Here is a 26969-nt window from a genome sequence, read left to right as displayed (position 1 = left end):
CTCGGGCTCACAGACCCCCGTGAGCCGACGAAGGAGGCATCCTCCACATGCGTGGGAATGGCCCATGGAAGATGGCGGCCGGTGTGGCCGCCATCGCCTTGTTGGCGGGCGGCTGCTCCGGCGGCTCCTCGGACGACGACGAGACCCTGCCGAACACCATCAGCATCGGGATCGTCGAGCCGGACAGCCTGGTTCCGTCGAACACGACGGAGGCGAACGGCTCGTCCGTGCTGGCGTCGATTTTCTATCCGCTCATCCGGTTCGACGACAACAGCAACCCCTACACGGTGGCTGCTGAGTCGATCACGCACGACAAGGCCAACAAGGTCTGGACGATCAAGCTGCGTTCCGGCTTCACCTTCAGCAACGGCGAGCCGGTCACCGCCGACAACTACATCAACGCCTGGAATTACGGCGCCTACGGGCCGAACGCTCAACTCGCGTCGTACTTCTTCAGCCGGATCGACGGCTACGCGCAGATGCAGTCGATCGACCCGGACGGCTCCGGCCCGGACAAGGCCTCGGAGCCGAAGGCCAAGAAGCTGACCGGGCTCGCGAAGCTCAACGACCTCACCTTCCGGGTGACCCTCTCGGCCGGCTTCTCGGGCTGGGAGTCGGTGATGGGCAACGACTCGTTCTATCCGCTGCCCAAGGCCGCGTTCAAGTCCGACGGCGTGCTGGCGGACGGGTTCGGCGACGCCCCGATCGGTAACGGCCCCTTCAAGATGAAGGGCAAGTGGGAGCACGACTCGAAGATCGTGGTGGAGAAGGTCGCCGACTTCAAGGGCACCATCCCCAAGGTCGACGGCATCACCTGGAAGATCTACCAGGACCTGGGCGCGCAGTACGCGGACCTGATCGCCGGCAACCTCGACGTCGAGACGAAGATCCCGATCGAGAGCCTCGCCTCGGCCTCCGGTGACCTCGGCGCCCGCCTGCAGAAGAGCAAGAGCTCGGCGTTCTCGTTCGTCGGTTTCCCGCTCTACGACAAGGACTACCAGAACCGGGATGTCCGCCGGGCGATCTCCATGGCGATCAACCGCGAGGAGATGACCGACCAGATCTTCCTGGGCTCGGAGACTCCGGCCACGTCGTTCGTCTCGCCGGTGGTCGCCGGTTACCGGGCGAACACCTGCGGCGACAACTGCGTGTACAACCCGACCGAGGCCAAGGATCTGTACACGAAGGCCAACGGCCCCAAGGATCTGAAGATCTCGTACAACGCCGACGGCGGCCACAAGGCCTGGGTCGACGCGATGTGCAACCAGATCAAGGCGTCGCTCGGTGTCAACTGCACCGGTTCGCCGGAGCCGAAGCTGGCCGACCTGCTCAAGAAGGTGCGCGAGCACAAGTCGGTCGGCATGATCCGGCTGGCCTGGGCGATGGACTACCCGCTCATGGAGAACTACCTCGCCCCGCTCTACACCACGGACGGGTCGTCGAACTACTACGGCTACACCAACACGGCGTTCGACAGTCTGGTCGCCGAAGGCTCGGCCGCGGCCACCACGCAGGCGGCGCAGAAGAAGTGGCAGGACGCCGAGGACATCCTGGCGACCGACATGCCGGTTCTCCCGCTGCGCTTCGGCCAGAACGTGTACGGCTTCTCGGAGAAGGTCACGAACGTGAGCATGGACCTCTTCCAGAAGGTGGACATATACAAGATCGAAGTGGCCAGCTAGCCTGGCCGCTCGAAACGCGGTGGCGTCACGGCCGAACCCGTGGCGCCACCTTTCTTCGGCAAAAGGCCCACCCGAATGCTCCGCTACATCGTGCGGCGTCTGCTGCAGATGGTCCTCACCTTCTTCGGGGCCACGTTCATCGTGTACGCCCTGATGTTCGCGGTGCAGGACGACCCGATCCAGGCGCTCGTCGGCGAACGACCCATCACCGCGAGCCAGCGCACCGCTCTGACCGAGCGGTTCCACCTGAACGACAACTTCTTCGCGCAGTACTGGTACTACATGAAGGGCCTGCTGACCGGCGATTTCGGGACGTCGATGACCAACCGGAAGGTCGCCGACATGCTGGCCGACGCCTGGCCGGTCACCCTGCGCCTGTCGCTGCTGGCGATCGTCATCGCGGCCGCCGTCGCGATCCTGGCCGGCGTCGTCTCCGGCATCCGGCGCGGCAGCATCTTCGACAACGCGACCCTGGTCATCACGCTGATCGTGCTGGCCATGCCGATCGTGGTGCTGGCCCCGCTCGCCCAGCTGATCTTCGGCATCAAGCTCGGCTGGTTCCCGGTCACGGCGGGCAAGGACGCGAGTCTGTGGCAGCTGCTGTTGCCCGCGATCGTGCTGGCCAGCCTGGTCGTCGCCACCGAACTGCGGGTGACCCGGGCGTCGGTCGCCGAAAACCTGCGGGCCGACTACGTGCGTACGGCGCGGGCCAAAGGCCTCACCCGGGCAAGGGTGATCGGCGTGCACGTGCTGCGCAACTCGCTCATCCCGGTGATCACCCTGATCGGAGTGGACCTCGGCGCGTTGATGTCGGGCGCCATCGTCACCGAGAAGGTGTTCAACATCCCCGGCGTCGGCTTCAACCTCTTCCGCGGCATCCGCACCGAGGACGGCCCGCTGGTGGTCGGCTTCGTCAGCGTGCTGGTGATCGTCTTCCTGGTCGTGAACCTGCTGGTGGACCTGCTGTACGCCGCCCTCGATCCGAGGATCCGCTATGAGTGACTCCGCGGTCAGCGAACAGGCCGTACTGGAAAAGGTCGTCGGCAAGCCCCGCAGCCTGGCCTCCGACGCCTGGCATGACCTGCGCCGCAGCAAGATCTTCTGGATCGCGTCGGTGCTGATCCTGGTGATCCTGCTGATGGCGGCCTGGCCGTCGCTGTTCACCTCGGCCGACCCGCGTGCCTGCGTGCTCAGCCGCCAGCACCGCGGGGCGAGCGGCAGCGCCATCTTCGGCTACGACTTCCAGGGCTGCGACGTCTACGCCAAGACCGTCTACGGCGCTCGCTACTCGATCGTCGTCGGCGTCTTCGCCACCCTGATCTCCGGCGTCATCGGCGCCGCGGTCGGGCTCTCGGCCGGCTTCTTCGGTGGCTGGATCGACGCGATCCTGTCCCGCTTCATCGACATCGTGCTCGGCGTGCCGCTGCTGCTCGGCGCGATCGTGCTGGCCAAGCGGCTCTCGGCGAACCCGGAGAGCAACGGCGTCTTCGCGGTGACGTTCACCCTCGGCGTGCTGGGCTGGACCACCGCGGCCCGGGTGATGCGCTCCTCGGTGCTCACGGCCAAGAACCAGGACTACGTGGCGGCGGCCCGAATGCTCGGGGCGAGCAACAGCCGGCTGCTGTTCCGGCACATCCTGCCCAACTCGATGGCGTCCTTCACCGTGGTGCTGACGATCCTGCTCGGCATCAACATCGCCAGCGAGGCGACCCTGTCGTTCCTCGGCATCGGGCTCAAGGGCGACGCGATCAGCTGGGGCATCGCGATCTCCGAGGCGACCGGTTACGTGCGGGTCGCGGCCGGCCCGCTGATCTGGCCGTCGCTGTTCCTGGCCGCCACCGTGCTGGCCTTCATCATGCTCGGCGACGCCGTCCGCGACGCCTTCGACCCGAAGCTGCGGTGACCGGAGTGACAGACATCAACGTCGGCCTCGATCCCCGCGCACCCCTGCTGCACGTCGACGACCTGCGCGTCGAGTTCCGCACCCGGGACGGCGTGGCCCGGGCCGTGAACGGCGCCAGCTTCTATCTCAACCCGGGGGAGACCCTCGCGATCCTCGGCGAGTCCGGCTGCGGCAAATCGGTCACCGCCCAGGCGGTGATGGGCATCCTCGACACGCCGCCCGCGCACGTCACCGGCGGCCGGGTCCTCTTCCGCGGCGTCGACCTGCTGAAACTGTCGGAGAACGAGCGCCGCGGCTTCCGCGCCAACCGCATCGCGATGATCTTCCAGGACGCGTTGTCCGCCCTGAACCCGGTCTACACGGTCGGCTTCCAGTTGGCCGAGATGTTCCGCAAGCACCGCGGGATGTCCCGGAAGGACGCCAAGCAGCGCTCCATCGAGCTGCTCGATCAGGTGCGCATCCCGGCGGCGAAGGAGCGGATCAACGACTATCCGCACCAGTTTTCCGGGGGCATGCGCCAGCGGGTCATGATCGCGATGGCGCTGGCCCTCGACCCCGAGGTGCTGATCGCCGACGAACCGACCACGGCTCTCGACGTGACCGTCCAGGCGCAGATCATGGGCCTGCTCGCGGAGCTGCAGCACCAGCGCAACATGGGTCTGATTCTGATCACCCACGACATGGGTGTGGTGGCGGATGTCGCCGATCGGATCTCGGTCATGTACGCCGGCCGGATCGTCGAGGAGGCGCCGGTCTACGACATCTACGCGCGCCCTGCCCACCCGTACACCAAAGCGCTCTTGGAATCGATTCCGCGTCTCGATCACAAGGGCCGGCAGCTCAACGTGATCCGCGGCCTCCCGCCGTCGCTGACCGACATCCCGGCGGGTTGCTCGTTCCATCCGCGCTGCGGCTATGCCCGCGACATCTGCCGGTCGGATCAGTCGCCGCCGGTCTATCAGATCGCCCCGCACCGCTTCGCGCGCTGCCACTTCATCCGGGAGGTGCTCGGTGTCTGACGTGTCCGATCTGGTGCTCGACGCCCGGGGCCTGGTCAAACACTTCCCGATCACCCAGGGCATCGTCTTCAGGTCGAAGATCGGCGCGGTCCGCGCGGTCGACGGCGTGGACCTGCAACTGCGTCGCGGCGAGACCCTCGGCATCGTCGGCGAGTCCGGCTGCGGCAAGTCGACACTGGCGAAACTCCTGGTCGGCCTGGAGAAACCGACGGCCGGCGAGATCATGGTGCGCGGCGACGACATGACCCGCCTCTCCGGCCACGCCCTGCGCCGGGCCCGCCGCAACATCCAGATGGTGATGCAGGACCCGTACACGTCGCTGAACCCGCGCATGACGGTCGGCGACATCATCGGCGAGCCGTTCGAGATCCACCGCGACGCCGTCCCGCGCGCCGGCCGCGAACGCGCGGTCCAGGAGCTGCTCGATCTGGTCGGGCTGAACCCCGACCACATCAACCGCTACCCCCACCAGTTCTCCGGCGGCCAGCGCCAGCGCATCGGCATCGCGCGCGCCCTGGCGCTACGCCCCGAGATCCTCGTCTGCGACGAGCCGGTGTCCGCCCTGGACGTCTCCATCCAGGCTCAGGTGATCAACCTGCTCGAACGCCTGCAGCGCGAACTGGGCCTGTCCTACATCTTCATCGCCCACGACCTGTCGGTGGTCCGGCACATCTCCGACCGGGTGTCCGTGATGTACCTCGGCAAAATCGTCGAGACCGGCTACCACATGGCCATCTACGAGCAGCCCACACACCCGTACACCCAGGCCTTGCTCTCCGCGGTCCCGGTGCCGGACCCGCGCCTGCGCGGCCACCGCGACCACATCGTCCTGGAGGGCGACGTGCCGTCCCCGGCCAACCCGCCGTCGGGTTGCCGCTTCCGCACCCGCTGCTGGAAGGCCCAGCCCTACTGCGCCGACCACGAGCCACTGCTCCAGATCCGCCAGCGGGCCCCCCACCCGAGCGCCTGCCACTACGCCGAGATCCGGGACGTACTGCACCGCTACTAAAACCATTTGGAAGTACGCATACCCGACACCGGCCCGGGTTGTCAGTTTGCGCTGACTGCAACACCGGGCCGTGCGCCCGCTACGGCCAGGTGGGCACTCAGGCCGGGCGGAAGCCGTCGTCTTTGACGCCGCTGATGAAGGCCGCGAAGTCGGCGGGCGTGAACTTGAGGATCGGCCCGGTGCGGTCCTTCGAGTCGCGGACGCCGATGGTGCCGTCCGTCAGCCGGCCGACCTCAACGCAGTTTCCCGAACCGTTGCTGCGAGTGCTCTTGCGCCAGACCCCGCTGACCTCGACCTGCGCCACCTGCTCGTCCTTCCGTCTACGTGCCTGCCGCCTCGGCAATGAGCGCGGTCGACGCCCGCTGGTCACGGCCGGATGCGGTCAAATGGGTGAACAAGACCGAGTATTCGCGAGCCTGTACACCCTCCACGTAGAGGCTACCGGCCCGTGTCTCGATGTAGACCACTGGCGAGTCGCCGGGCTCGGGGAACGAGAGGATCGAGAAGGAGCTTCCCATCGATCCGTGCTCGCAGACATCAAAGGGAAGCACCTGGATGGTCACTCCCGGCGTTTCTGCCGACGCTTGCAGCCGTTCGAGCTGTTCGCGCATCACGCTGGGGCCGCCGACGGGGCGCATAAGCACGCTCTGATCCAGAATCACCCAGAGCTTCGGCCTGTGCTCAGCGCCCTGGCGTCTCATTCGCAGTTCGACGCGGCGGTCGACTTCTGCCGTCGAAGCCTCGGGGTGCTCCGCGCGGATGATGGCGCGTGCGTAGTCGGGTGTCTGGAGTACGCCGGGAACAAGCTGGGATTCGAAAGTTCGGATTTCGCTCGCCTCGGCTTCGAGGCCCACGTATGTCTCGAACCAGTCCGGCAGCACCTCGGAGTAGCTCTGCCACCACCCACGCTTGCGGGCTTCCCTGGCAATCTGAAGTAGAGCTTCGAAGTCGTCGCCCTCGACGCCATACGTGCTGAGCAGGGAACTCGCCGCGGGGACGGAGATCGACACCTGCGCGTTCTCGATGCGGCTGAGCGCCGACTTCGAGATGCCGACCTCCTTCGCCACGTCGTCGATCGTTCGGCCGGACTGGTCGCGGAGTCGTCGCAGCGCCGCAGCAAGTCGGCGGCGCCGGACCGTTGGGCTCACAGCATTCACGCAACGCATTCTCCGCCCCCTCGCAGGGCTAGTGCAACGTACCCGAAATGGGAATCCCGATCTGGGCGTTGCCAATCGGGGCGGCCCCGAGCATTATGGCCGGGTAACAGGCACCGTGCTTTCAAGATCGCACACGGTGCGGAAGCTCCCCGGGCCTCGCGTTGTGAATCGAGGGGATCGGGTCGAGGAGTGGCGGGGCGCCGGCCGAAGCCCCCAGGAACTGCGCCGGTGCTCCGCCGCTCACCATCGGAAGGAGCGAGGCGCTGTGACCCTGGCGGGTGCTGTTATCGCGTCACTGCTGGTCGGCTCCTGGCCGGTCTGATGTCCTTCAAGAAGTCGCAGGAGTTCTGTCCCGCTCATGGGGTGACGACGAACTGCCCACTGTGTATGAAAGGCAATCCGGCCGATGAGCGACGGGGAGCTGGGGTACGTCCTCAGTTTGACGTTCGACGTGCAGGACCCGGACGAGGCCCAGCGCCTTGTCCGTCAGCTCGTGCTCTCGATCGAGCACCTGCCGACGCTGGAGTTCGAGGCAACGTTCATCTCTCCCGGGGGCCTGCCGACCCGGCGGATCTGGGTCTTCTGCGGTTACTTCATCGCGGGCGGTGGCCGCTGCCGGCTGCCCAGCATGCACGAGGGGCCACACTCGCCGGAGTGGCCTGACGACGGGCTCTGAGCCTAGAGGGGACCGCGGCCGGCTCGGAGGATCATCAGGGCGATCTGGGTGCCGTCGGGGCCGAGGGCCTCGCGGAAGCGCTCGACGATCTCGCGTTCGCGGGAGAGCACCAGGCGGGTGCCGCCGCTGGCCATGCGGGTCTTGCCGACGGCCTGGGAGATGCGGGCTCGTTCCAGCCACAGGTCGATGATGGCCTGGTCGATCTCGTCGATGCGCTCGCGCATCGCGATGATCTCCTCGGCGGCCAGAGTCTCGCCTGCACCGGTCGGCTGGTCAGCCACGTCCGCGGTCATATCGTGCTCCTCGGGTGCTTGCGCCCCGGTCGGCCCGGCCCGGGCAGCATCAAGCCCCGGGCTGGGAGGCCCGGGGCTCGATGTAGGTCTGTCGTTCAGACGAGGCCTACGGCCGCCGGACATCCGGTGCCGTAGTAAAAAAATCGTGCCCGCTGAATCACGCAGCCGAGTATGCCCCCGTCCGGAACCGCTCCGCAAGGAAACCGCCCGAACCGTGGGATGGACGTCGGGGCTGACGATCAGGGCAAAGGGGCCCACGCTGAGATTGGCGGGCCCCTTCGCCGCGGTCAGGCGATCGTGCTGATCCGCTTGGTGTCGCCGGGGGCGACGGGGGCGGCGCCGAGGTAGGCGACCAGGGCGTCGATGTCGAAGCCCGGGGCCGTGGTGCGGCCCGTGCCGGTGGCCAGGACGGTGAAGCCGTCGCCGCCGTTGGCCAGGAAGTCGTTCGTGGTGACCTGGTAGTTGGTGGCGGGGTCGATGGCCACGCCGTTGAGCTTCAGCTCGGTGATCTTCGAGCCGAGCGCGGCCGAGGCGCTCCACGTGTAGGTGAGGCCGGCCGACACCTGGAGCATCTTCGTGGTGGTCTGGCCCTTGTAGCCGGTGAACTGCTGCTCCAGCGCGTCCTTGAGCTGCGCCCCGGTCAGCGTCTGGGTAACCACCAGGTTGTTGAACGGCTGGACGGTGAACGCCTCGCCGTAGGTGATCTGGCCGACCGCCTCACCGCCCGCCGACGCCTCGGCGTCGAAGTCGGCCCGGATGCCGCCCGGGTTCATCAGCGCGATCTGAGCGTTGCTCGACTTGGTGTAGGCCAGCTGGCCGTCGGCGATCACGTCACCGAGCGGGGTCTCGCCGGCCGCCGTCGCGGTGCGGGTGATGTCCGCGGTGATGCTGCCGACGATCTTGTTGGCGATCGGGGCGACCGCGGTGCGGTACTTGTCGGCGATCTTCTTGGCGCCCGCGTCGACGGTGTCGGGGTTCTTCAGGTAGACGCCGGCCGCGTCCTTCTTCCAGCCGCCCGCGCCGTCCGAGACGCCGTTCTCGACGATCACGTTGTGCGCGGTGATCTCGGCGAACTTGCCGCTGCGCTTGTCGATCGAGTAGTCGATGTCGGTGATCAGCTGGCCGTTGGTGCCGGCGCTGGTGACGACGCTCGTGCCCGTCGAGTTGGGCAGGCTGCACGAGTAGAAGCGGTGGGTGTGACCCGAGACGACCAGGCCGATCTCCGGGTTGAGGCCCTTGACGATGTCGATGACCGGGCCGGAGAAGTTGGTGCAGTCGGACACGCCCGGGGTCGGGGTGGCCGAGCCCTGCTGGCCGCCCTGGTGCAGCAGCAGCACCTGAGCCTTGACGCCGAACAGCTTGAGCAGGTTGCTCCACTTGTTCGCGGTCTCGATCTCGGGGGCGAAGTGCACGTTTTTAATACCGGCCGGGTTGACGATGCCGGCCGTGCCCTCGAGGGTCAGGCCGATGAAGCCGACCGGAACGCCGTCGATGAACTTGATCTCGATCGGCGGCAGGATCGGCAGGCCGGTCTTGTTGTTGATCGTGTTCGCGGCCAGGTAGGTGAACTTGGCCCCGTAGAACGGGTCGCCGTCCTGGCAGCCGTCGGTCGGGTGGCAGCCGCCGCGCTGGAGGCGGATCAGCTCGTCCACACCCTCGTCGAACTCGTGGTTGCCGACCGAGCTGACCTGCAGCCCGACCTGGTTCATCAGCTCGATCGTCGGCTCGTCGTGGAACGCCGCGCTGACCAGCGGCGAAGCGCCGACCAGGTCGCCGGCGCCGACGGTCAGCGTCTGCCGGCCCTCGGCTTTCGCCTCGGCGCGAAGCTTCTTGAGGTACGTCGCCAGGTATTCGACACCGCCGGCCGGCGTCGAAGTGCCGGACGCGTTGACCACGGCGCCGCTGCCGCTGGGCGGGTCGATCGCGCCGTGGAAGTCGTTGTAGCTCAGGAACTGACCCTTAGCGACCTTGGATCCCTGCGGGAAGCCGTAGGAGACGCTCACCGGCTTGAACTCGGCGGGCGGGGCGGCGGCACCGGGCGCCTGCCGGGCGATCGGCAGGGCGGCCACGACGGCCAGGGCGAGGGCGGGTGCGGCCAGATGGCGCAGCACTCGTTTCATATCAGAAGCTCCCGATCAGGGTTAACGGTCGATCAACGTCCGTCAGCTTGGCCCATCGACGCAGGTGAGCGCCACAACGTTCAGGTGACAACTCTGTTGCTGGTCGGCTATCCGACCTGGTGCGTCATCCAATTGACACACGTCGTGGTGACATGCCGGAAATCTGTTCCGAACACGCTCCGGGAAGCATCGTCCAGGGCGTACCGCAAGCGCAGGCGAAGCCGGACAAACTCCATCGCACGGGGCTCGCCGAACGCCGTGACCAGACAGTCCACCGCGAAGTGGCCCTGCGCGTAGAACGCGGCGACCTCCTTCTCGCTCGCACCGTCCCGCAGCGGGTGGGCGGCCAGCCGGGTGGGTTTCTGCAGCGACCGCCGGTTGTACGTGTCGAAGGCACGCTTGGGCTGGGCGCCGATGTATTCCGCCACGCCCTCGACGAGCCACATGTCCTCGTGCCGGGAAGTCACCCCGCCGATCGTGGCGACGTGGCCGAACTCGTGCTGGATCACCTCGCGCAGAGCGGCCGTCGTGGTCAGCTTGCTCGGGTTGATCACCACGTCGGCGCCGGCCTCGCCCAGCGGCTGCATGTAACCCACCGCCCAGTCGGTCGCCTTGCCGCCGTACCAGCTGCGCCAGAGCTTGTCGGTCGCGATGAACAGGCGGTATCTCGTCTGGCGGTTGCCGGCGTAGGCGGCGTACCGGTCGTCGATCGCCGCCGCGCCGTCCGCGATCCTGGTGATCTCCGGCAGCCGGCTCTTCAGTGCCGGCGGGGCGCCGACCGTCACCCGCTTGCCCTGGGCGAAGACGAGGTCACCCTTTTCCCACGGGGTCGGCTGCAGGTCGGTCAGCTGGCCGGGCCGAGCCTCGGCCATGATCACATTGGACTTGACGGTCAGTTTCTGGGCGATCTTGGGCCGCTCCGCCGGGCACTTCGCACCGGCGAAGCAGTACGAGAGCTCGACGTCGACCGTCGGCGGGCTCGTGGCCGTGATGCGATAGTCCACTGTGGTCACGTGCAGAGCCTGCAGACTTCGGTAGAGATCGCGGTAACGCTGCCGGAGCGGTGCGGCCACCGGTTTGAGCCAGCCGGCCTGGTCGCCTCGGGACAGCGCGGTGGCCTGGGCGGCCAAGATCTGCTTGACCGGATCGGCCGGGCTGGGGGTGGCGGCACCGGCCGGGATCACCCGGGTGGGGTCGCCCGGACCGGTGATCAGGATGGACACGGTGATCGCCAGCACGGCGACCAGAACGAGACCGCCGATGCGCCGAGCCAGGTCATGCGCCCCCGTGACATCCCGCACCGCGCCTCCTGGGGCCGGACCTGCCTGTTGTCCGAGTGAAACAGAAGCTCGTTTGTGTCGCACCCCCTCGGCATGATGATTGGCATGCGAGCGGCGGGTTGGATAGTGAGCGTGGGGCTGGGCGCCTTGGTGCTCTCCTTCCTCGTGCTGCATAGCGACCTGCTGTCCATGGGCGACCAGCTCGCCAGCGTGATCAGCTGTGCGGTCGCGGTGGCCGGCATGGTGTTCACGGCCTCGGTGCAGCGGCGGCAGGCGATCGACCCAGCGGAGCGGCGGCGGCGCGCCACCGAGGAGCTGGCGCTGCGCATCCGTCGGCAGTGGACCCGCGAGGCGACCGAGCGTGGTTTGCTGCACGCCGAGCCGTTGCACGTGCGCTGGGCGTCGACGTCGCGGCCGGTGCAGACGACGCCCGCCTCCATCGCCGGAGCGGGCGTGACCAAGCTGCGGTTGCACGGCGACGTGGTGGGCATCGCGGCCGCCTTCCGTCAGTTGCCGCAGCGCAAGCTCGTGGTGATCGGCGCGCCCGAGGCCGGGAAGTCGTCTCTGGCCGTGCTCTTGGTCAACGGCCTGCTCGACGCTCCGCTTGCCGCCGAGCCGGTGCCGGTGCTGCTCAACATCGCCGGGTGGGACCCGGCCGAGCATCTCGACGCGTGGCTCGTCCGGCAGTTCGCCGAGCAACACCCGTTCCTCGCCCGGGAAATAGCGAGGGAGCTGGTCGAGCGGGAGATGGTGCTGCCGGTCCTGGACGGCCTCGACGAGATGCCGGCAACGCTGGGTAAAGATGCGATCATGGCCCTCGACGACGCGCTGGGCGGAAAACGACCCTTCGTGTTGACCTGCCGCGCCGAGGAATACGAAGCCTTGGTGGCCGCCACCGGCCGCCCGCTGCTCGGGGCCGCGGTGATCGAGATCGCCCCGGTGCGCGCGGCCGAGCTGGCGGCCTACCTGCCGAGCGGCCAGATCGACGGCGAGCGCCGCTGGCGGCCGGTGATCGACGAAATAGGCACCCATCCCGACGGCGAACTGGCGCAGGTTCTTGACAGTCCGTTGATGGTTTATCTGGTCCGGACCATCCATAGCGCGCCCGGCAGGGATCCGGCCGAACTGCTTCGGCTGGGTGGTAAGGCGGCGATCGAACGGCACCTGCTGGCCGCATACCTGCCGACGGTGTACGGTCGCCGGCCGCCGGCGCCCACTGCGGGATCGAGCCTGCGTGATTGGCGGCCGTCCGACGCGGAGAGGTGGTTGCGTTTTCTGGCCGGCGACGTCGTCCGTCGCAACACGCAGAGCATCGCGTGGTGGGAGCTGCCGCTCTCACCGACCGTCCCGTCAGTGAACCGATTGGTCTCGCGCGTAGCCGGGATGGCGACCTTTGCGGGCACGATCATGATGGGCTACCCAGCGGCGAGTCTGGTCACAGCCGTCGCAGTTGTGCTCGCCGTGAGCTGGGTGCTTCCTCGACGTATGGTTCTGCCCAACCGTCTGCGCCTGAGGGCACCTTCGATGTATCTCGGCATCGCGTTTGGCATCCTCGCCGAGGTCGTCCTGCTGATGCTGGGGGATGTCTGGTCCGACCATGGGCGCGGTGCGATCGGATCGGCGTTCATTGTGGGCTTTCTCAGATTCGCTAATATCCCGGCCGATCCGCAGCTGGTGACCCCGGCCAAGTCGATGCGGGCCGAGTGGGTCGGGTTGTCCGTGATCGTCGGTGTGCTGAGCAGCTTGGCGATCGTCGCGTCCGTGTTCGTGGCCGGCTGGCCCGACGGGCTGCGAATCGGTCTCGGCGCAACGTTGGAGCTTGGTGTCCTTACGGTCGCAGTCGACATCGCCGGCACGGCGTGGGCGCTGTTCGGGGTCATGTGTTTCGTGCGGTCATTGAGTGGCGAACTGCCGTTCCGGCTGATGACGTTCCTTGACGACGCGCATCGGCGTGGGGTGCTCCGGCAGGTCGGGGCGGTCTATCAGTTTCGGCATGCGCGGCTTCAGGCGTACCTCGCAGGAGAGTGACGGTGAATTTCTTGTCGGTGGGTGGGCCTAGACTTGCCAGCGCGATGCGACCTTCTGCGGAAACCCCCAGTGACACCCCGAACCCGGGGCTCTTTGCCATGCCCGCCGTGCGTGAGCAAGAGCCGCCGAGGCGGGCGCCGGCGCGCCGGCTCGACCCGGATGAGCTGCTGGTCGGCCTCAACGGGCCGCAGCGTGACGCGGTCACCCACGCCGGTTCGCCGCTGCTCATCGTGGCCGGCGCCGGCTCCGGCAAGACGCGGGTGCTGACCCACCGCATCGCCTATCTGCTGGCCGAGCGCAACGTGCATCCGGGCGAGATCATCGCGATCACGTTCACCAACAAGGCGGCCGGCGAGATGAAGGAGCGGGTCGCCCATCTGGTGGGGCCGCGGGCCCGCCTGATGTGGGTGTCGACGTTCCACTCGGCGTGTGTGCGCATCCTGCGCGCCGAGCACGACCACGCGGGGCTGAAGAGCACGTTCTCGATCTACGACGCCGACGACTCGCGCCGGCTGATGACGCTGGTGATCCGCGAGCTCGACCTGGACCCGAAGCGGTACACCGCGCGGGGTCTCGCGGCCCAGGTGTCGAACCTGAAGAACGAGCTGGTCGAGCCGGAAGGCTTCAAGGACAACGCGAAGGGCCCGAACGAGCGGGCGCTCGCCGAGGCGTACGAGCTGTATCAGCGTCGTCTGCGCGAAGCGCATGCCCTTGACTTCGACGACATCATCATGGCGACCGTGCACCTGTTCCAGTCGCACCCGCACGTCGCCGAGGCTTACCGCCGGCGGTTCCGGCACGTGCTGGTCGACGAATACCAGGACACGAACCACGCGCAATACATGCTGGTCAAGCAGCTGGTGGGGGAGAGAGGCGGCGAGGTGCCGCCGGGCGAGCTTTGCGTGGTGGGTGACGCCGACCAGTCGATCTACGCGTTCCGTGGCGCCACGATCCGCAACATCCTCGAGTTCGAGCGCGACTACCCGGACGCCCGCACGATCCTGCTCGAGCAGAATTATCGGTCGACCCAGACGATCCTGTCCGCGGCCAACGCGGTGATCGACCGCAACACGTCGCGCAAGCCGAAGCGACTGTGGAGCGACCAGGGCGCCGGCGAGCAGATCGTCGGCTATGTGGCCGACACCGAGCACGCCGAGGCCGACTGGGTGGCCCGCGAGATCGACCGCCTGCACGATCGGGAGGACATCCGCCCGGGTGACGTCGCGGTCTTCTACCGGACGAACGCGCAGTCCCGGGTGTTCGAGGAGGTGTTCATCCGGGTCGGCCTGCCCTACAAGGTGGTCGGCGGGGTGCGCTTCTACGAGCGCAAGGAGGTCCGCGACGCGCTGGGTTACCTGCGTGCGGTGGTCAACGACGACGACACGGTCAGCATCCGGCGGGTGCTCAACACCCCGAAACGGGGCATCGGCGAGCGGGCCGAGGCGTGCGTCGAGGCGCTGGCCTCGCGGGAGCGCATCTCGTTCGGCCAGGCGTTGCGGCACGCCAAGGACGCGCCGGGCATCGCCGCCCGCTCGGCCAACAGCATCGCCGACTTCGTGCAGCTCCTCGACGGCCTGCGGGAGATGTCGCTGGCCTCCCCGCCGGAGGAGGTGCTGGAGGCGGTGCTGCAGCGTTCCGGCCTGCTCAGCGAGCTGGAGGACAGCATCGACCCGCAGGACCAGGGCCGGGTGGAAAACCTGCAGGAACTGGTGAGCGTGGCCCGGGAGTACACCGAGCGGGTGGAATCGCAGGCCGAGGAGGGCGAGGAGCAGGTCGCGACGCTGGCCGGCTTCCTCGAGCAGGTGGCGCTGGTCGCCGACGCCGATCAGTTGCCCGACGACGACCCGGACAACCAGGGCGTGGTCACGCTGATGACGCTGCACACGGCGAAGGGCCTGGAGTTCCCGGTGGTGTTCCTGACCGGGCTGGAGGACGGCGTCTTCCCGCACATGCGGGCGCTCGGCGACAACAGCGAGCTGGAGGAGGAGCGCCGCCTGGCCTACGTGGGCATCACCCGCGCCCGCCAGCGGCTCTATCTGTCGCGTGCGGTCACCCGGGGCGCCTGGGGCCAGCCGCAGTACAACCCGCCGTCCCGCTTCACCGACGAGCTGCCACCGGAGCTGATCCGCTGGGAGCGCACCGCGGGCAACTATACGTCCTGGTCGGGCACCGGCGGCGGAGTGGGTGGCCGCGGCGGCGGTGACCGCGCGCGCGGTGGCGGCTTCGCCGGGGGCACCCCCAAGGCGCAGCAGCTCGCCAGCCGGCTCGGCATCGACGCCAGCAAGCTCGCCACGGCGAGCGAGCTGCCGCAGACGCCCAAGGTCGTGGTCGGCGACCGGGTCAACCATCAGAGGTACGGGCTGGGCCGGGTGGTCGCGGTCGAGGGGCAGGGTCCCGGCGCGCGCGCCCAGATCGACTTCGGCGACCAGGCGATGTGGCTGATCCTGAGGCACGCCCCGATCGAGAAGATCTAGAAAGCCGCGCAGCCCTGGATGTCGATCCCGTGCAGATGCATCCATCCGGTCGGCTCCACCGGGTTCTGGTAATAGCCCTGGTGCACCTCGAAGTGCAGGTGCGGTCCGGTGGAGTGCCCGGTCGAGCCCTCGTTGCCGATCTGTTCGCCGGCGACCACGCGCTGCCCGGCGACCACGCCGATCACCGAGAGATGCCCGTAATGGGTGAGCCACCCGTCGCCGTGGTCGATCAGCACCGCGTTGCCGTAGCCCTGCTCGACACCGGCCCGCACGACGACGCCCGCGCCGGCCGCCACGATCGGCGTACCGTCCGGGGCCGCCATGTCCACACCTTCGTGCTGCCGTCCCCAGCGCGGCCCGAAGCACGAGGTCACCCGTGCGGTCGGGTTGGGGTTCACCCAGGCGGCGCCGGCCGCGACGACAACCTTGGGCTGCGGACGGGATTTGAGATGTACGCCTTGGGCGCCGATCCCGGCGGCGAAAACCGGCTCCCGGTGGACGACCGCCCGGCCGCCACCCTCCCGCAGCACCTCGGGCGGCACCGCGTCGACGTCGTCGATGTAGGTCTGGGCGGTGACCGGCGTCGGATCGGGAAGCGCCGCGACGTCATGGTGATGCCGGGCGGTGGCGGCCGCGGTGGTGCCGCCGGCGATCCCGGTGATCAGGGCCGCGCCGAGGGTGACGGTCAGCGTCACGTTGCGCCCTCGTTTGCCCGGACCGGCCCGATGGCGGGGCGAGGCTTGCCCGCGGTGGCGGCCAACGGCTTGCTTGGGCACGCGCGCGATCCTCCCCGCAGGCATGAAAACACCGACATAAGGCCTGTCGGCCCGGTTTCGATGTGCCTGAGCGGGAAGAGGAGAAAGCGGGGAATCAGCCGGCCGCGGCGGCCATGCCCGCGTAAACCGACTCGACCTGCAGCTTGATGTCGACGCCGCGGTCACGCAGGAAGGGGATGGGGTCGACCGGCTGGCCGCCGACGTGCACCTCGAGGTGCAGGTGGGTGCCGTACGAGTTACCGGTGTTACCCACGAGGCCGATGACCTGACCAGCCTTGACCTGATCGCCTACGTTGACCAGCACACGCCGGGAGTGGGCGTAGATGACCTCGGTGCCGTCGGCGTTCTGCACGGTGACGGCGTAACCGTAACCGCCGTAGTAACCCGCCTGGATCACCTTGCCGGCGTGGATCGACTTGTAGGGGATGCCCTCCGGGGCGGCCAGGTCGATGCCGGCGTGCAGCTTGCCCCAGCGGATCCCGAACGGCGACGTGTAGGTGTATTCGTCCAGCGGCAGCAGCCAGACATCCGCGGCAGACTCGTCGGCGTTGACCTTGGTCTTGTCGGTTACGCCGCGGTCTTCGCTGCGGGAGGCCTTGTCGTCGGTCGAGCGGTCCGCGATGGCCTCGTTGGCGACATGCGCACTTTTGAGGCCTTGGAGAACTTCAGGATTAACGTCCTTGGCGTTGGGCAGGTTGGAACCAGCACCGATTGCCACGACCCCGGCGCCGATGAAGGCGGAGGTGACGACCACCGCGTAGCGGCTGCGGGGAGGGGTGGGTACGCGGCGACGCCCGCGGTACCGGTCGGGCTCAGACGACAAGCGCTGGCGCACGAACAACCCTCCGTCAGTGGCATTTCGACAGCGGCTCCGATGGCCCAAAACTCTGGGTTATCGGTGGCCGACCGGGCTGGCGGTTCGAACTAATCCGTTCGCCAGCCGGGAGCCACGGTAACGAAACGGCAGCCGAGCCACAAGTCGCAGCGCCAATTCCCTGACAGTTCCTGGTCCGCTTTGCGCAGCTAATGTCCGAATTCGTTACCTTTCACGAGCGCTCTCGTTGCGTACTCTCTGTGATTGATTGAAAAGCGCAAAGTCAGATCACGCTGAATACATTATCGGTCACTCAAAGTGATCTCACTTACTCGGAGCCGACTACCCGGGTCGGGGCGCGCAGGTTACCGTTCGTTCAGGACAACGGTGTTCCGCTGGACACGGAGGGTCGGTATGCAGGCTCGCATCAGGGTGGTCGTGGCCAAACCCGGGCTGGATGGGCACGACCGTGGTGCCAAGGTGGTGGCCCGCGCGCTGCGTGACGCGGGTATGGAGGTGGTCTACACCGGCCTGCATCAGACGCCGGAGCAGATCGTCGAGACGGCTATTCAAGAAGACGCCGACGTGATCGGTTTGTCCGTTCTGTCCGGCGCGCACATGACGTTGTTCCGCAGAGTGATCGAGCTATTGGCGGAACGTGACGCAGGCGACATCGTGGTATTCGGCGGCGGCATCATTCCGGCCGACGACATTGCCGAATTGGAGTCCCTCGGGGTCGCCAAAATCTTCACCCCGGGCGCCACTACGGCATCCATCATTCAATGGGTGCGCGACAATGTGACTACGCCGGTGACGTAACGACCAGGAACAACCCGACGGCCGTAGCCAAATGGCTACGGCCGGTTGTGTTCCGGTGGCCGGCGAGGGTGACTAAAGCAAGAGGCAAGGGGAGAGGCCGGACGCACCCCTCACACGTCCGGCCCCTCTATGCACGATGCCCCGCCGCCACCCCTCGACCGACAGGGCATCGGCCGTTCCTTTTCGGCTCGCCGTAGCGCTCCGACATCACACTCAACGACGCCCTCCCGGGCCGGTTACGCGGCGCGGCACGAGTTTTTCGAGTGCACTCTGATGGGGGTGGGGTGTGTGGTCTTGCACACCGCGCACCCGCGGCTACGGGGCGCGTCCTCCGCTCGCTAGTCTGCGAATGAAGGCCCTTCGGGCCGGACATTCTTCACGCGGGCGACGCCGAGAGAGGCCGCCGCGCACACAGGTCGGGACGCAACGGTGCGGCTTGCCGGCGCTTGGCGTCGCGAGCGAAAGGAGACACGTGGACCTGTTCGAGTATCAGGGGCGTGACCTGTTCGAACGGCACGGGCTGCCCGTGCTGGGCGGCGGCGTCGCCGAGACCCCGCAGGAGGCCCGCGCGATCGCGGAGCGGCTCGGCGGCAAGGTTGTCGTCAAGGCCCAGGTAAAGGTCGGCGGCCGCGGCAAGGCCGGCGGCGTCAAGCTGGCTGACGGCGCCGACGAGGCCGAGGCCCGCGCCACCGACATCCTCGGCATGGACATCAAGGGCCACACGGTCCACAAGGTGATGCTGGCCGAGACGGCCGACATCAAGGAGGAGTACTACTTCTCCTACCTGCTCGACCGGGCCAACCGCACCTTCCTCTGCATCGCCAGCGTCGCCGGCGGCATGGAGATCGAGACGGTCGCCGAGGAGCAGCCCGACCGGGTCGCCAAGATTGCGATCGACGCCAGCAAGGGCGTCGACGAGGCGAAGGCCCGCGAGATCGTCACCGCGGCGCAATACCCGGCCGAGGTCGCCGAGCAGATCGTCGACATCGCGGTGAAGCTGTGGCAGGCCTTCGTGGCCGAGGACGCCACGCTGGTCGAGGTCAACCCGCTGGCCAAGGTCGGCGACGGCCGGGTGCTGTTGCTCGACGCCAAGATCACCCTGGACGAGAACGCGTCGTTCCGGCACCCCGACCACGAGGCGCTGGTCGACCAGTCCGCGGTCGACCCGCTGGAGCAGGCGGCCAAGGCCAAGAACCTCAACTACGTCAAGCTGGACGGCGAGGTCGGCATCATCGGCAACGGCGCCGGCCTGGTCATGTCGACTCTCGACGTGGTGGCCTACGCGGGCGAGGCGCACGGCGGCGTCAAGCCGGCCAACTTCCTCGACATCGGCGGCGGCGCCAGCGCCCAGGTGATGGCGAACGGCCTGGAGATCGTGCTCGGCGACCCGGCGGTCAAGTCGGTCTTCGTGAACGTCTTCGGCGGCATCACCGCGTGCGACGCGGTGGCCAACGGCATCATCCAGGCCCTCGCCCTGCTCGCCGAGCGCGGCGAGACCGTCACCAAGCCGCTCGTGGTGCGCCTCGACGGCAACAACGCCGAGGAAGGCCGCGCCATCCTCGACAGCGCCAACAACCCGCTGGTCCAGCGGGTGGACACGATGGACGGAGCGGCCGAGCGCGCCGCCGAGCTCGCGGCTGCGGGGAAGTGACGTAATGGCTATCTGGCTCACCAAGGACTCGAAGGTCATCGTCCAGGGCATCACCGGCTCGGAGGGCTCCAAGCACACCAAGCGGATGCTCGCCGCCGGCACCAACGTGGTCGGCGGGGTCAACCCGCGCAAGGCCGGCACCACAGTGGACTTCGACGGCGTATCGCTGCCGGTGTTCGCGACCGTCGCCGAGGCGATCAAGGAGACCGGCGCCGACGTGTCGGTCATCTTCGTGCCGCCGGCGTTCACCAAGGCCGCCGTCGTCGAGGCGATCGAGGCCGAGATCCCGCTCGCCGTGGTGATCACCGAGGGCGTGCCGGTGCAGGACTCGGCCGCGTTCTGGGCGCTCAACCTCGACCGCGGGCAGAAGACCCGGATCATCGGCCCGAACTGCCCGGGCATCGCCTCGCCGGGCGCGTCGAACGCCGGCATCATCCCGGCCGACATCACCCCGGCCGGCCGCATCGGCCTGGTCAGCAAGAGCGGCACGCTGACCTACCAGATGATGTACGAGCTGCGCGACATCGGCTTCTCGACCGCGGTCGGCATCGGCGGCGACCCGATCATCGGCACCACGCACATCGACGCGCTCAAGGCGTTCCAGGACGACCCGGACACCGACGCGATCGTGATGATCGGTGAGATCGGTGGCGACGCCGAGGAGCGGGCCGCCGAGTTCATCAAGGCGAACGTGACCAAGCCGGTGGTCGGCTACATCGCCGGCTTCACCGCCCCGGTCGGCAAGACCATGGGTCACGCCGGCGCGATCATCTCCGGCTCGGCGGGCACCGCCGACGCCAAGAAGGCGGCCCTCGAGGCCGTCGGCGTCAAGGTCGGCAAGACCCCGAGCGAGACCGCGCGGCTCATGCGCGAGGTCATGAGCTGATTTTGGTACGGACTGGAAAGGCGCGCCGTCGTCCGGGTTCGCGTGACCCGAATGGCGGCGCGCCGCCGTATCTGCGTCGCCGCAAGCCCTCTGTCGTGGAAAAGTAGGCGGCGATGCCGAGCACAACCGACCGTCCCGACGACTCGGACGACCCGTTCGCGGTCGCTGAGGCGGCTCTCGATGTGCGAGAGACGGTCCCGGTGGAGCGCCCGACCGCCCCGATTGACCGGCCGACCGGGGCGCTGGAAGCGGGCGACCGCCCCACCGTCCTGGTCGACGAGCGCAGGCTCGGTGAGCAGCCCACCGTCAAGGTGCCCGGCCAGCGAAAGCCACCCCCGCGCGCCCGACGTGCCCCGCTGCCGGTCGCGGTCGCGTTCGCCACGCTGTGGGCGGCCGCGCTGGCCTATCTTCCGGTGTTCGCGGTCATCGGCCTGGCCCGCACGCTCGAGGGTGAGGGCGGTCTCGGCGGCGCCGCGCATGCCGGCCTGGCCGGCTGGCTGCTCGGCAACGGCGTGCCGATCGGCACCTCGATCGGATCGCTGGGCCTGCCGCCCCTGCTGCTCACCGGTTTCATCGTCTGGCGGCTCAACCGGGCCGGCCTGCACGTCACCCGCGCGATCGGCGCCCGCCGCTCCGGTCGCCTCGGCACCGCGCTGCTGGTGGCGTTCGGCATCGGGCTCACCTATTCGCTGCTCGGCTCGGTCGCCGCGCTCGCGGTCGACGGCAAGGGCACCGATGTCACGCCGGGCCGCGCCGCGATCAACTTCTTCGTGCTCGGCCTGCTCGGCGCGTTCGTCGGATCGCTGCGCGGCACCGATGCGCTCGGCAAGCTGGCCCACCGCTCCCCGAAGGTGCTGCGGGACGGCCTGCGCACCGGCGTGATGGCCGCGCTGTTCATCCTGGCCGCGGGCGCCGGGGCAACCGGGTTGTCGGTGGCGATCGGCGGCGGTCAGGCCGCCGAGACGATCTCCGTCTATCACACCGGAGTGGCCGGTCAGGCCGGCATCACGCTGCTCAGCCTCGCCTACGGCGGGAACGCCGCGGTGTGGGCGGCCGCCTACCTCGTCGGGCCGGGCTTCGCGCTGGGCACCGGGTCGGAGGTCGGGCTCACCGACGTGATGGTCGGCAAGCTGCCGGCCATGCCGCTGCTGGCCGGGGTGCCGGACGGGCCGATGGGCGCGACCGGCGCGGCGCTGCTGGCCGTTCCGGTGCTGGCCGGGATGGCCGCCGGCTGGCTGCTCATCCTGCGCCTCAAGCGGGTCGACGAGCCCGGCGACAAGCCACCGGAGCTGCCCTGGTCGCAGGTGCTGGGCAGCAGTCTGCTCGCCGGTCCGGCGGCCGGCCTGCTGCTCGGTGTCGCGTGCCAGGCGTCCGGCGGCCCGCTCGGCGACGGCCGGCTCGCCACGATCGGCCCCGACCCGTGGCAGGTGGCGCTGGTGGCCACGATCGTGGTGGCGGTGTCCGTCGCGATCGGGACGGCTGCCGCGCGTACGTTCGCACCTGTTCCGAAAGCCTGACCGCCCGAAAGCTGGACCGGCCCTGCGAGATAGGGTTCTCGGGTGACTGACCCCGCGCCCGCCCGCCTGGTCGTCCTCGTCTCCGGATCGGGCAGTAACCTGCAGGCCCTCCTCGACGCCGCCGCCGATCCCGCCTTCGGCGCGCAGGTCGTCGCGGTCGGCGCCGACCGCGACGGCATCGCCGGTCTCGACCGTGCGGCCGCCGTCGGCGTGGCCACCTTCGTCGACTCGGTGAAGGCCTACGAGACCCGTGACGGCTGGGACGAGGCGCTCACCGCCCACGTCGCCGAGCACAAGCCCGACCTGGTCATCTCGGCCGGCTTCCTCAAGCTGGTCGGGCCCGCGTTCCTGGCCGCGTTCGGCGACCGTTACGTGAACACGCACAACGCGCTGCTGCCGTCGTTCCCGGGCATCCACGGCCCGCGGGACGCTTTGGCCTACGGCGTGAAGATCGCCGGCGCGACTCTCTTCTTCGTGGACGCCGGTGTCGACACCGGCCCGATCATCGCCCAGGTCAGCGTTCCCGTGCTCGACGACGACACGGAGGAGACGCTCACCGAGCGGATCAAGGTGGCCGAGCGCACCCAGCTGGTCGAATTCGTCGGCCGGCTCGTCCGCGAGGGCTGGACCATCGAAAACAGGAAGGTACGTATCCCGTGAGTGCAGACGGGCGCCGCCCCATCAAGCGGGCGCTGCTGAGCGTGTACGACAAGACCGGCCTCGTCGACCTCGCCCAGGCGCTGCACGCGGCCGGGGTGCAGATCGTCTCGACCGGTTCGACCGCGTCGACCATCGAGAAGTCCGGCGTCCCGGTGACCAAGGTCGAGGAGCTGACCGGTTTCCCCGAGTGCCTCGACGGCCGGGTCAAGACGCTGCACCCGAAGGTGCACGCCGGCCTGCTCGCCGACCGGCGGCTGCCGGCCCACGAGGCGCAGCTCGCCGAGCTCGAGATCGAGCCGTTCGACCTGCTGGTGAGCAACCTCTACCCGTTCACCCAGACGGTGGCGTCGGGCGCGAGCGTGGACGAGTGCGTCGAGCAGATCGACATCGGCGGCCCGGCGATGGTGCGCGCGGCCGCGAAGAACCACCCGTCGGTGGCCGTCGTGACCTCGGTGGACAGTTATAAGTTGATCTTTGAGGCGGTGCAGCAGGGCGGATTCACGCTCACGCAGCGCAAGTTCCTGGCGGCAAAGGCTTTCGCCGACATCGCGGAGTACGACGTGGCCGTGGCCAACTGGTGTGCGACGACCCTCGCGCCGAGCGAGTGGCCGGAGTTCGCCGGGCTGGCCCTCAAGCGCGAATCCACCCTGCGCTACGGGGAGAACCCGCACCAGCAGGCCGCGCTCTACGTCGACCCGAACGCGCCGGCCGGGCTGGCCCAGGCGAAGCAGTTGCACGGCAAGGAGATGTCGTACAACAACTACGTCGACGCGGACGCCGCCTGGCGCAGCGCCAACGACTTCACCGACCCGTGCGTGGCGATCATCAAGCACGCCAACCCGTGCGGCATCGCGATCGGCGCGGACGTGGCCGAGGCGCACCGCAAGGCGCACGAGTGTGACCCGGTGTCCGCGTTCGGCGGCGTGATCGCGGTCAACCGCGAGGTCACCCGGGCGCTGGCAGAGCAAATTGCCGAGATCTTCACCGAGGTGGTCGTCGCGCCGTCCTTCGCGGACGACGCGCTCGCCCTGCTGACTGAGAAGAAGAACCTGCGCGTGCTGGTGGCGCCGGCGTGGAACCCGCCGCCCGCCGAGATCAAGCAGGTCGGCGGCGGCCTGCTGGTGCAGATGGCGGACCGGATCGACGCCCCCGGCGACGACCCGGCCAACTGGGAGCTCGCGACCGGTTCGCCCGCGTCGTCCGAGGTGCTCGCCGATCTGGCCTTCGCGTGGCGGGCGATCCGCAGTGTGAAGAGCAACGCGATCCTGCTGGCCCACGAGGGCGCCACGGTCGGCGTCGGGATGGGCCAGGTCAACCGGGTCGACTCGGCGCGGCTGGCGGTCGAGCGGGCCGGCACCGACCGGGCCAAGGGCAGCGTGGCCGCGTCCGACGCGTTCTTCCCGTTCCCGGACGGCCTCGAGGTGCTGATCGCGGCCGGGATCAGCGCGGTGGTGCAGCCGGGCGGCTCGATCCGCGACAACCTCGTCATCGAGGCCGCGGAGAAGGCGGGCCTGACGGTTTACCTGACCGGCACCCGGCACTTCTACCACTGAGATGGCGGAGAGCCTCGGTTGATGGAGCATCTCGTTCAGGATCAGATCTACTCGGGCACCGACTGGGCGCTCGAGGAGATCACCGGTGTCCGATACGAGGACTGCGCGTTCCACGACGTCGACTGGTCGGAGGCGCGGCTCACCGGCTGTGTCTTCACCCACTGCACATTCGGGAACGTCCGTTTCAACGCCGCCACCCTGGAGCGGGTGGCGATCCTGCAGTCGACGCTGGAACGCTGCTCGTTCTTCGACGCCGGCCTGATCGGCTGCAAGCTGACCGGCAGCCAGTTCCTCGACTGCGGGCTGCGGCCGATCACCGTCGACGGCGGCGACTGGGGTTTCGTGGCGCTGCGCGGGCAGAACCTCACCGGAGCGAAGCTCGGCGGCCTACGGTTGCGGGAGGCCGACCTGATGGGCGCCGACCTCACCCGGGTCGACCTGCGCGGCGCCGACCTGTCGGCCGCACGCCTCAAGGATGCTGTGCTCAAGGGCGCCGACCTGCGCGGCGCCGACCTCGGCGGGGTAGACCTGAAGGGTGTCGACCTCACCGGCGCCAAGATCGACCTGGCCCAGGCGGCGTTGTTCGCGTCGGCGTACGGGGCCATCGTCGATGGGTAGCGACAGTGGCTTAGGTCCCGTTAAGCCGACCGCCAGGAAATACCCCGTTAACCGACTGATACGGTCGCGAAAAATCGTCCCGAGACTGGAAGTGGCAGAGCTATGGGCAAGAAGGTAACCGTCGTAGGTGCCGGTTTCTACGGCTCGACGACTGCGCAGCGCCTGGCCGAGTACGACATCTTCGACACGGTGGTGCTCACCGACATCGTTGACGGCAAGCCGGCTGGTCTTGCGCTCGACCTGAACCAGTCCCGGCCGATCGAGGGCTTCGAGACCAAGGTCGTCGGCGTCACCACCGGCCCGAACGGTGAGGGCTACGAGGCCATCGAGGGCTCCGACGTCGTCGTGGTGACCGCCGGCCTCCCGCGCAAGCCCGGCATGAGCCGGATGGACCTGCTCGAGGTCAACGCCAAGATCGTGCGCCAGGTCGCCGAGAACATCGCGAAGTACGCGCCGAACGCCGTCGTCATCGTCGTCTCCAACCCGGTCGACGAGATGACCGCGCTCGCGCAGCTCGCCACCCAGTTCCCCAAGAACCGGGTCTTCGGTCAGGCCGGCGTGCTCGACACGGCCCGTTTCACCAACTCGATCGCCGAGACCCTGGCGGTGCCGGTCAAGAGCGTCAAGGCGCTGACCCTCGGCTCGCACGGCGACACCATGGTGCCGGTCCCGTCGCGCTGCACCGTCGACGGCAAGCCGCTGTCCGACCTGCTCCCGGCCGAGAAGATCGAGGAGCTCGTCGTCCGCACCCGCAACGGCGGCGCCGAAGTGGTCGCGCTGCTGAAGACCGGCTCGGCCTATTACGCCCCGTCGGCCGCCGCGGCCCGGATGGCGAAGGCCGTCATCGAGGACTCCGGCGAAGTCCTGCCGGTCTGCGCCTGGGTCGACGGCGAGTACGGCATCTCCGGCGTCTACCTCGGTGTCGAGGCGAAGGTCGGCCGCGAGGGCATCAAGGAGATCGTCGAGGACAAGCTCACCGACTCCGAGGTCGCCGGTCTCAAGGAGGCCGCCGAGGCCGTGCGCGCCAAGCAGGCGGACGTCGCCAGCCTCTGAGCGGCGGTATTTCGCGAAGGCCGGGGCCATCTGCCCCGGCCTTTTGCTATCGGAAGGCCGCCCCCAGGTGCGAGACGGCCAGCGTGGTGCCGCGGCGAGCGGCCTCCGCGAGCGCACGGGTGCGGGTGGCGCGGGCGCGCTCCGGGTCCATGTCGCTGGCGTAGGCGAGTGCGGGGTGCAGCAGCTGGATCGCGTGCACCAACAGGTCGCCGGTGACGAGAAGGCTGTCATCGCCATCCTCGACGAGCACGGTCTGATGCCCCGGGGTGTGGCCCGGGGTGGCCACGACGCGGATGCCGCGACTCACCGCATGGTCGCCGTCGAGCACCTGTAAACGGCCCTGAGCCATCAGTGGCTCGATCAGCAGGTCGTACTGCCCTGCCTGGTCGCGGTCCGCCCTATACGCGTCCACGTCGGCCTGCTGGACTATCACCCGGGCCCGGGTGAACGGGGAGTCGCGGGGCACGGCCCAGCCCATGTGGTCGTTGTGCAGGTGGGTCAGCACGATCGCGCTCACCTCGGACGGCTGGATGCCGGCCTCGGCCAGCTCGCCGGGCAGCCGGCCGGGCACCGGCGCCCAGCCCGCCGCCAGCGAATCCTCCGGGCCGATCCCGGCGTCGACCAGGGTGACCGGGCCGTCGCCGAGCCGGATCGCGTAGCTCCGGAAGCGCAGCCACCACTCGCCGTCGGCGCTGCGCGCCGCCGGGTCGAGCGCATCGGCCGCGGCGCACTGCGCCTCGGTGGCGTCGGGGAAGCACTCCTGTCGTGAATCCGGAAAGGGACCTTCCGCGTCCTGCAGGGCGGTGATCGTGAACCGCCCGACGGTGTGGGTGAGGGCCATGAGGAGATTGTGCCGGGCCGGAGCGGTTCCCCGTGTGCCCGATTCCTAGCGGGAGTTTCGCGGCTAGGTGCTCGTCCGGCGTGTAATCCGTTGCGGTGCTTGGATTTTAGGCCTGGATCGTGTATTACCCACATATGGCA

General features: G+C 68.6%; 24 protein-coding genes. 16 read left to right on the top strand and 8 right to left on the bottom strand.

Going from position 1 to position 26969, the window contains the following annotated elements:
* Positions 1-47: 47 nt before the first annotated feature.
* The 5 genes from AB0E90_RS18885 to AB0E90_RS18865 all read left to right on the top strand — a co-directional run bounded on the left by AB0E90_RS18885 (position 48) and on the right by AB0E90_RS18865 (position 5613).
* Positions 48-1682 carry an ABC transporter substrate-binding protein gene (locus AB0E90_RS18885; protein ID WP_360406683.1) on the top strand — a complete coding sequence of 545 codons (1635 nt, stop codon included), beginning with the start codon at positions 48-50 and terminating at the stop codon, positions 1680-1682.
* Between the two features lie 75 nt (positions 1683-1757).
* Positions 1758-2684: an ABC transporter permease gene (locus AB0E90_RS18880; RefSeq protein ID WP_360406680.1), complete on the top strand. Its 927-nt coding sequence runs from the start codon at positions 1758-1760 to the stop codon at positions 2682-2684.
* On the top strand, positions 2677-3585 hold the full coding sequence (locus AB0E90_RS18875; protein WP_360406677.1) for an ABC transporter permease: 909 nt from the start codon (positions 2677-2679) through the stop codon (positions 3583-3585). Before AB0E90_RS18880 ends, AB0E90_RS18875 begins: the two co-directional genes overlap by 8 nt.
* A 5-nt stretch (positions 3586-3590) precedes the next feature.
* Complete coding sequence (locus AB0E90_RS18870; protein ID WP_360406674.1) at positions 3591-4604, top strand: ABC transporter ATP-binding protein; 1014 nt, start codon at positions 3591-3593, stop codon at positions 4602-4604.
* A 1-nt stretch (position 4605) separates the two neighbouring features.
* Entirely contained in the window at positions 4606-5613 is a 1008-nt protein-coding gene (locus AB0E90_RS18865) for a dipeptide ABC transporter ATP-binding protein (RefSeq protein WP_360407545.1), read from the top strand.
* A gap of 97 nt (positions 5614-5710) precedes the next feature.
* On the opposite strand, the gene AB0E90_RS18860 is transcribed toward AB0E90_RS18865, so the two are convergent.
* Both AB0E90_RS18860 and AB0E90_RS18855 read right to left on the bottom strand, forming a co-directional pair.
* Positions 5711-5917, bottom strand: coding sequence for a DUF397 domain-containing protein (locus AB0E90_RS18860; RefSeq protein WP_360406671.1), 207 nt, complete (start codon positions 5915-5917; stop codon positions 5711-5713).
* A gap of 16 nt (positions 5918-5933) precedes the next feature.
* Positions 5934-6770 (bottom strand): helix-turn-helix transcriptional regulator, encoded by an 837-nt coding sequence (locus AB0E90_RS18855; protein WP_360406668.1) that lies wholly within the window; start codon positions 6768-6770, stop codon positions 5934-5936.
* A gap of 406 nt (positions 6771-7176) precedes the next feature.
* Between AB0E90_RS18855 and AB0E90_RS18850 the strand changes: the two genes are divergently transcribed.
* On the top strand, positions 7177-7446 hold the full coding sequence (locus AB0E90_RS18850; protein ID WP_360406665.1) for a hypothetical protein: 270 nt from the start codon (positions 7177-7179) through the stop codon (positions 7444-7446).
* 2 nt (positions 7447-7448) lie between these two features.
* On the opposite strand, the gene AB0E90_RS18845 is transcribed toward AB0E90_RS18850, so the two are convergent.
* The 3 genes from AB0E90_RS18845 to AB0E90_RS18835 form a co-directional block, all read right to left on the bottom strand.
* Positions 7449-7739 (bottom strand): chorismate mutase, encoded by a 291-nt coding sequence (locus tag AB0E90_RS18845; RefSeq protein ID WP_360406662.1) that lies wholly within the window; start codon positions 7737-7739, stop codon positions 7449-7451.
* A 287-nt stretch (positions 7740-8026) separates the two neighbouring features.
* A complete protein-coding gene (locus tag AB0E90_RS18840; RefSeq protein WP_360406659.1) occupies positions 8027-9859 on the bottom strand; it encodes a bifunctional metallophosphatase/5'-nucleotidase in 1833 nt (610 codons plus the stop codon).
* A gap of 107 nt (positions 9860-9966) precedes the next feature.
* A complete protein-coding gene (locus AB0E90_RS18835) occupies positions 9967-11160 on the bottom strand; it encodes a hypothetical protein (RefSeq protein WP_360406656.1) in 1194 nt (397 codons plus the stop codon).
* 105 nt (positions 11161-11265) lie between these two features.
* Between AB0E90_RS18835 and AB0E90_RS18830 the strand changes: the two genes are divergently transcribed.
* Positions 11266-13167 carry a hypothetical protein gene (locus AB0E90_RS18830; protein WP_360406653.1) on the top strand — a complete coding sequence of 634 codons (1902 nt, stop codon included), beginning with the start codon at positions 11266-11268 and terminating at the stop codon, positions 13165-13167.
* Between the two features lie 98 nt (positions 13168-13265).
* Positions 13266-15641: a DNA helicase PcrA gene (gene pcrA, locus AB0E90_RS18825; protein ID WP_360406650.1), complete on the top strand. Its 2376-nt coding sequence runs from the start codon at positions 13266-13268 to the stop codon at positions 15639-15641.
* Here the strand turns inward: pcrA and AB0E90_RS18820 are convergent.
* Entirely contained in the window at positions 15638-16336 is a 699-nt protein-coding gene (locus AB0E90_RS18820; RefSeq protein ID WP_360406647.1) for a M23 family metallopeptidase, read from the bottom strand. The genes pcrA and AB0E90_RS18820 overlap by 4 nt on opposite strands.
* 175 nt (positions 16337-16511) lie before the next feature.
* Positions 16512-17252 carry a M23 family metallopeptidase gene (locus AB0E90_RS18815; RefSeq protein WP_360406644.1) on the bottom strand — a complete coding sequence of 247 codons (741 nt, stop codon included), beginning with the start codon at positions 17250-17252 and terminating at the stop codon, positions 16512-16514.
* Positions 17253-17645: 393 nt separating this feature from the next.
* On the opposite strand from AB0E90_RS18815, the gene AB0E90_RS18810 reads away from it, so the two are divergent.
* From AB0E90_RS18810 to mdh, 8 genes are all read left to right on the top strand, one after another.
* Positions 17646-18050, top strand: coding sequence for a cobalamin B12-binding domain-containing protein (locus tag AB0E90_RS18810; RefSeq protein WP_360406641.1), 405 nt, complete (start codon positions 17646-17648; stop codon positions 18048-18050).
* A gap of 472 nt (positions 18051-18522) precedes the next feature.
* On the top strand, positions 18523-19701 hold the full coding sequence (sucC, locus tag AB0E90_RS18805) for an ADP-forming succinate--CoA ligase subunit beta (protein ID WP_360406638.1): 1179 nt from the start codon (positions 18523-18525) through the stop codon (positions 19699-19701).
* Between the two features lie 4 nt (positions 19702-19705).
* Positions 19706-20587, top strand: coding sequence for a succinate--CoA ligase subunit alpha (gene sucD / locus AB0E90_RS18800; RefSeq protein ID WP_360406635.1), 882 nt, complete (start codon positions 19706-19708; stop codon positions 20585-20587).
* A 113-nt stretch (positions 20588-20700) separates the two neighbouring features.
* A complete protein-coding gene (locus AB0E90_RS18795; RefSeq protein WP_360406632.1) occupies positions 20701-22104 on the top strand; it encodes a DUF6350 family protein in 1404 nt (467 codons plus the stop codon).
* Positions 22105-22146: 42 nt separating this feature from the next.
* On the top strand, positions 22147-22764 hold the full coding sequence (gene purN / locus AB0E90_RS18790) for a phosphoribosylglycinamide formyltransferase (protein WP_360406629.1): 618 nt from the start codon (positions 22147-22149) through the stop codon (positions 22762-22764).
* Positions 22761-24317 carry a bifunctional phosphoribosylaminoimidazolecarboxamide formyltransferase/IMP cyclohydrolase gene (gene purH / locus AB0E90_RS18785; RefSeq protein WP_360406626.1) on the top strand — a complete coding sequence of 519 codons (1557 nt, stop codon included), beginning with the start codon at positions 22761-22763 and terminating at the stop codon, positions 24315-24317. The genes purN and purH overlap by 4 nt, the downstream gene beginning before the upstream one ends.
* Before the next feature lie 21 nt (positions 24318-24338).
* Positions 24339-24935, top strand: a complete 597-nt coding sequence (locus AB0E90_RS18780; protein WP_360406623.1) for a pentapeptide repeat-containing protein — start codon at positions 24339-24341, stop codon at positions 24933-24935.
* Between the two features lie 102 nt (positions 24936-25037).
* Complete coding sequence (gene mdh, locus AB0E90_RS18775; RefSeq protein WP_360406620.1) at positions 25038-25988, top strand: malate dehydrogenase; 951 nt, start codon at positions 25038-25040, stop codon at positions 25986-25988.
* A 46-nt stretch (positions 25989-26034) separates the two neighbouring features.
* On the opposite strand, the gene AB0E90_RS18770 is transcribed toward mdh, so the two are convergent.
* Positions 26035-26829, bottom strand: a complete 795-nt coding sequence (locus AB0E90_RS18770; RefSeq protein ID WP_360406617.1) for an MBL fold metallo-hydrolase — start codon at positions 26827-26829, stop codon at positions 26035-26037.
* Positions 26830-26969 lie beyond the last annotated feature (140 nt).

This window comes from Actinoplanes sp. NPDC026619, from assembly GCF_040638295.1.
Taxonomy (GTDB): domain Bacteria; phylum Actinomycetota; class Actinomycetes; order Mycobacteriales; family Micromonosporaceae; genus Actinoplanes.
This window is presented reverse-complemented; position numbering and strand designations above follow the sequence as displayed.

Excerpts from the sequence above, each read along its gene's own strand:
- AB0E90_RS18885 (WP_360406683.1), top strand. The coding sequence starts at position 48 with ATGCGTGGGAATGGCCCATGGAAGATGGCGGCCGGTGTGGCCGCCATC.
- AB0E90_RS18880 (WP_360406680.1), top strand. The coding sequence starts at position 1,758 with ATGCTCCGCTACATCGTGCGGCGTCTGCTGCAGATGGTCCTCACCTTC.
- AB0E90_RS18875 (WP_360406677.1), top strand. The coding sequence starts at position 2,677 with ATGAGTGACTCCGCGGTCAGCGAACAGGCCGTACTGGAAAAGGTCGTC.
- AB0E90_RS18850 (WP_360406665.1), top strand. The coding sequence starts at position 7,177 with ATGAGCGACGGGGAGCTGGGGTACGTCCTCAGTTTGACGTTCGACGTG.
- AB0E90_RS18845 (WP_360406662.1), bottom strand. The coding sequence starts at position 7,739 with ATGACCGCGGACGTGGCTGACCAGCCGACCGGTGCAGGCGAGACTCTG.
- AB0E90_RS18840 (WP_360406659.1), bottom strand. The coding sequence starts at position 9,859 with ATGAAACGAGTGCTGCGCCATCTGGCCGCACCCGCCCTCGCCCTGGCC.
- pcrA (WP_360406650.1), top strand. The coding sequence starts at position 13,266 with ATGCCCGCCGTGCGTGAGCAAGAGCCGCCGAGGCGGGCGCCGGCGCGC.
- AB0E90_RS18810 (WP_360406641.1), top strand. The coding sequence starts at position 17,646 with ATGCAGGCTCGCATCAGGGTGGTCGTGGCCAAACCCGGGCTGGATGGG.
- sucD (WP_360406635.1), top strand. The coding sequence starts at position 19,706 with ATGGCTATCTGGCTCACCAAGGACTCGAAGGTCATCGTCCAGGGCATC.
- AB0E90_RS18795 (WP_360406632.1), top strand. The coding sequence starts at position 20,701 with ATGCCGAGCACAACCGACCGTCCCGACGACTCGGACGACCCGTTCGCG.
- AB0E90_RS18780 (WP_360406623.1), top strand. The coding sequence starts at position 24,339 with ATGGAGCATCTCGTTCAGGATCAGATCTACTCGGGCACCGACTGGGCG.
- mdh (WP_360406620.1), top strand. The coding sequence starts at position 25,038 with ATGGGCAAGAAGGTAACCGTCGTAGGTGCCGGTTTCTACGGCTCGACG.
- AB0E90_RS18770 (WP_360406617.1), bottom strand. The coding sequence starts at position 26,829 with ATGGCCCTCACCCACACCGTCGGGCGGTTCACGATCACCGCCCTGCAG.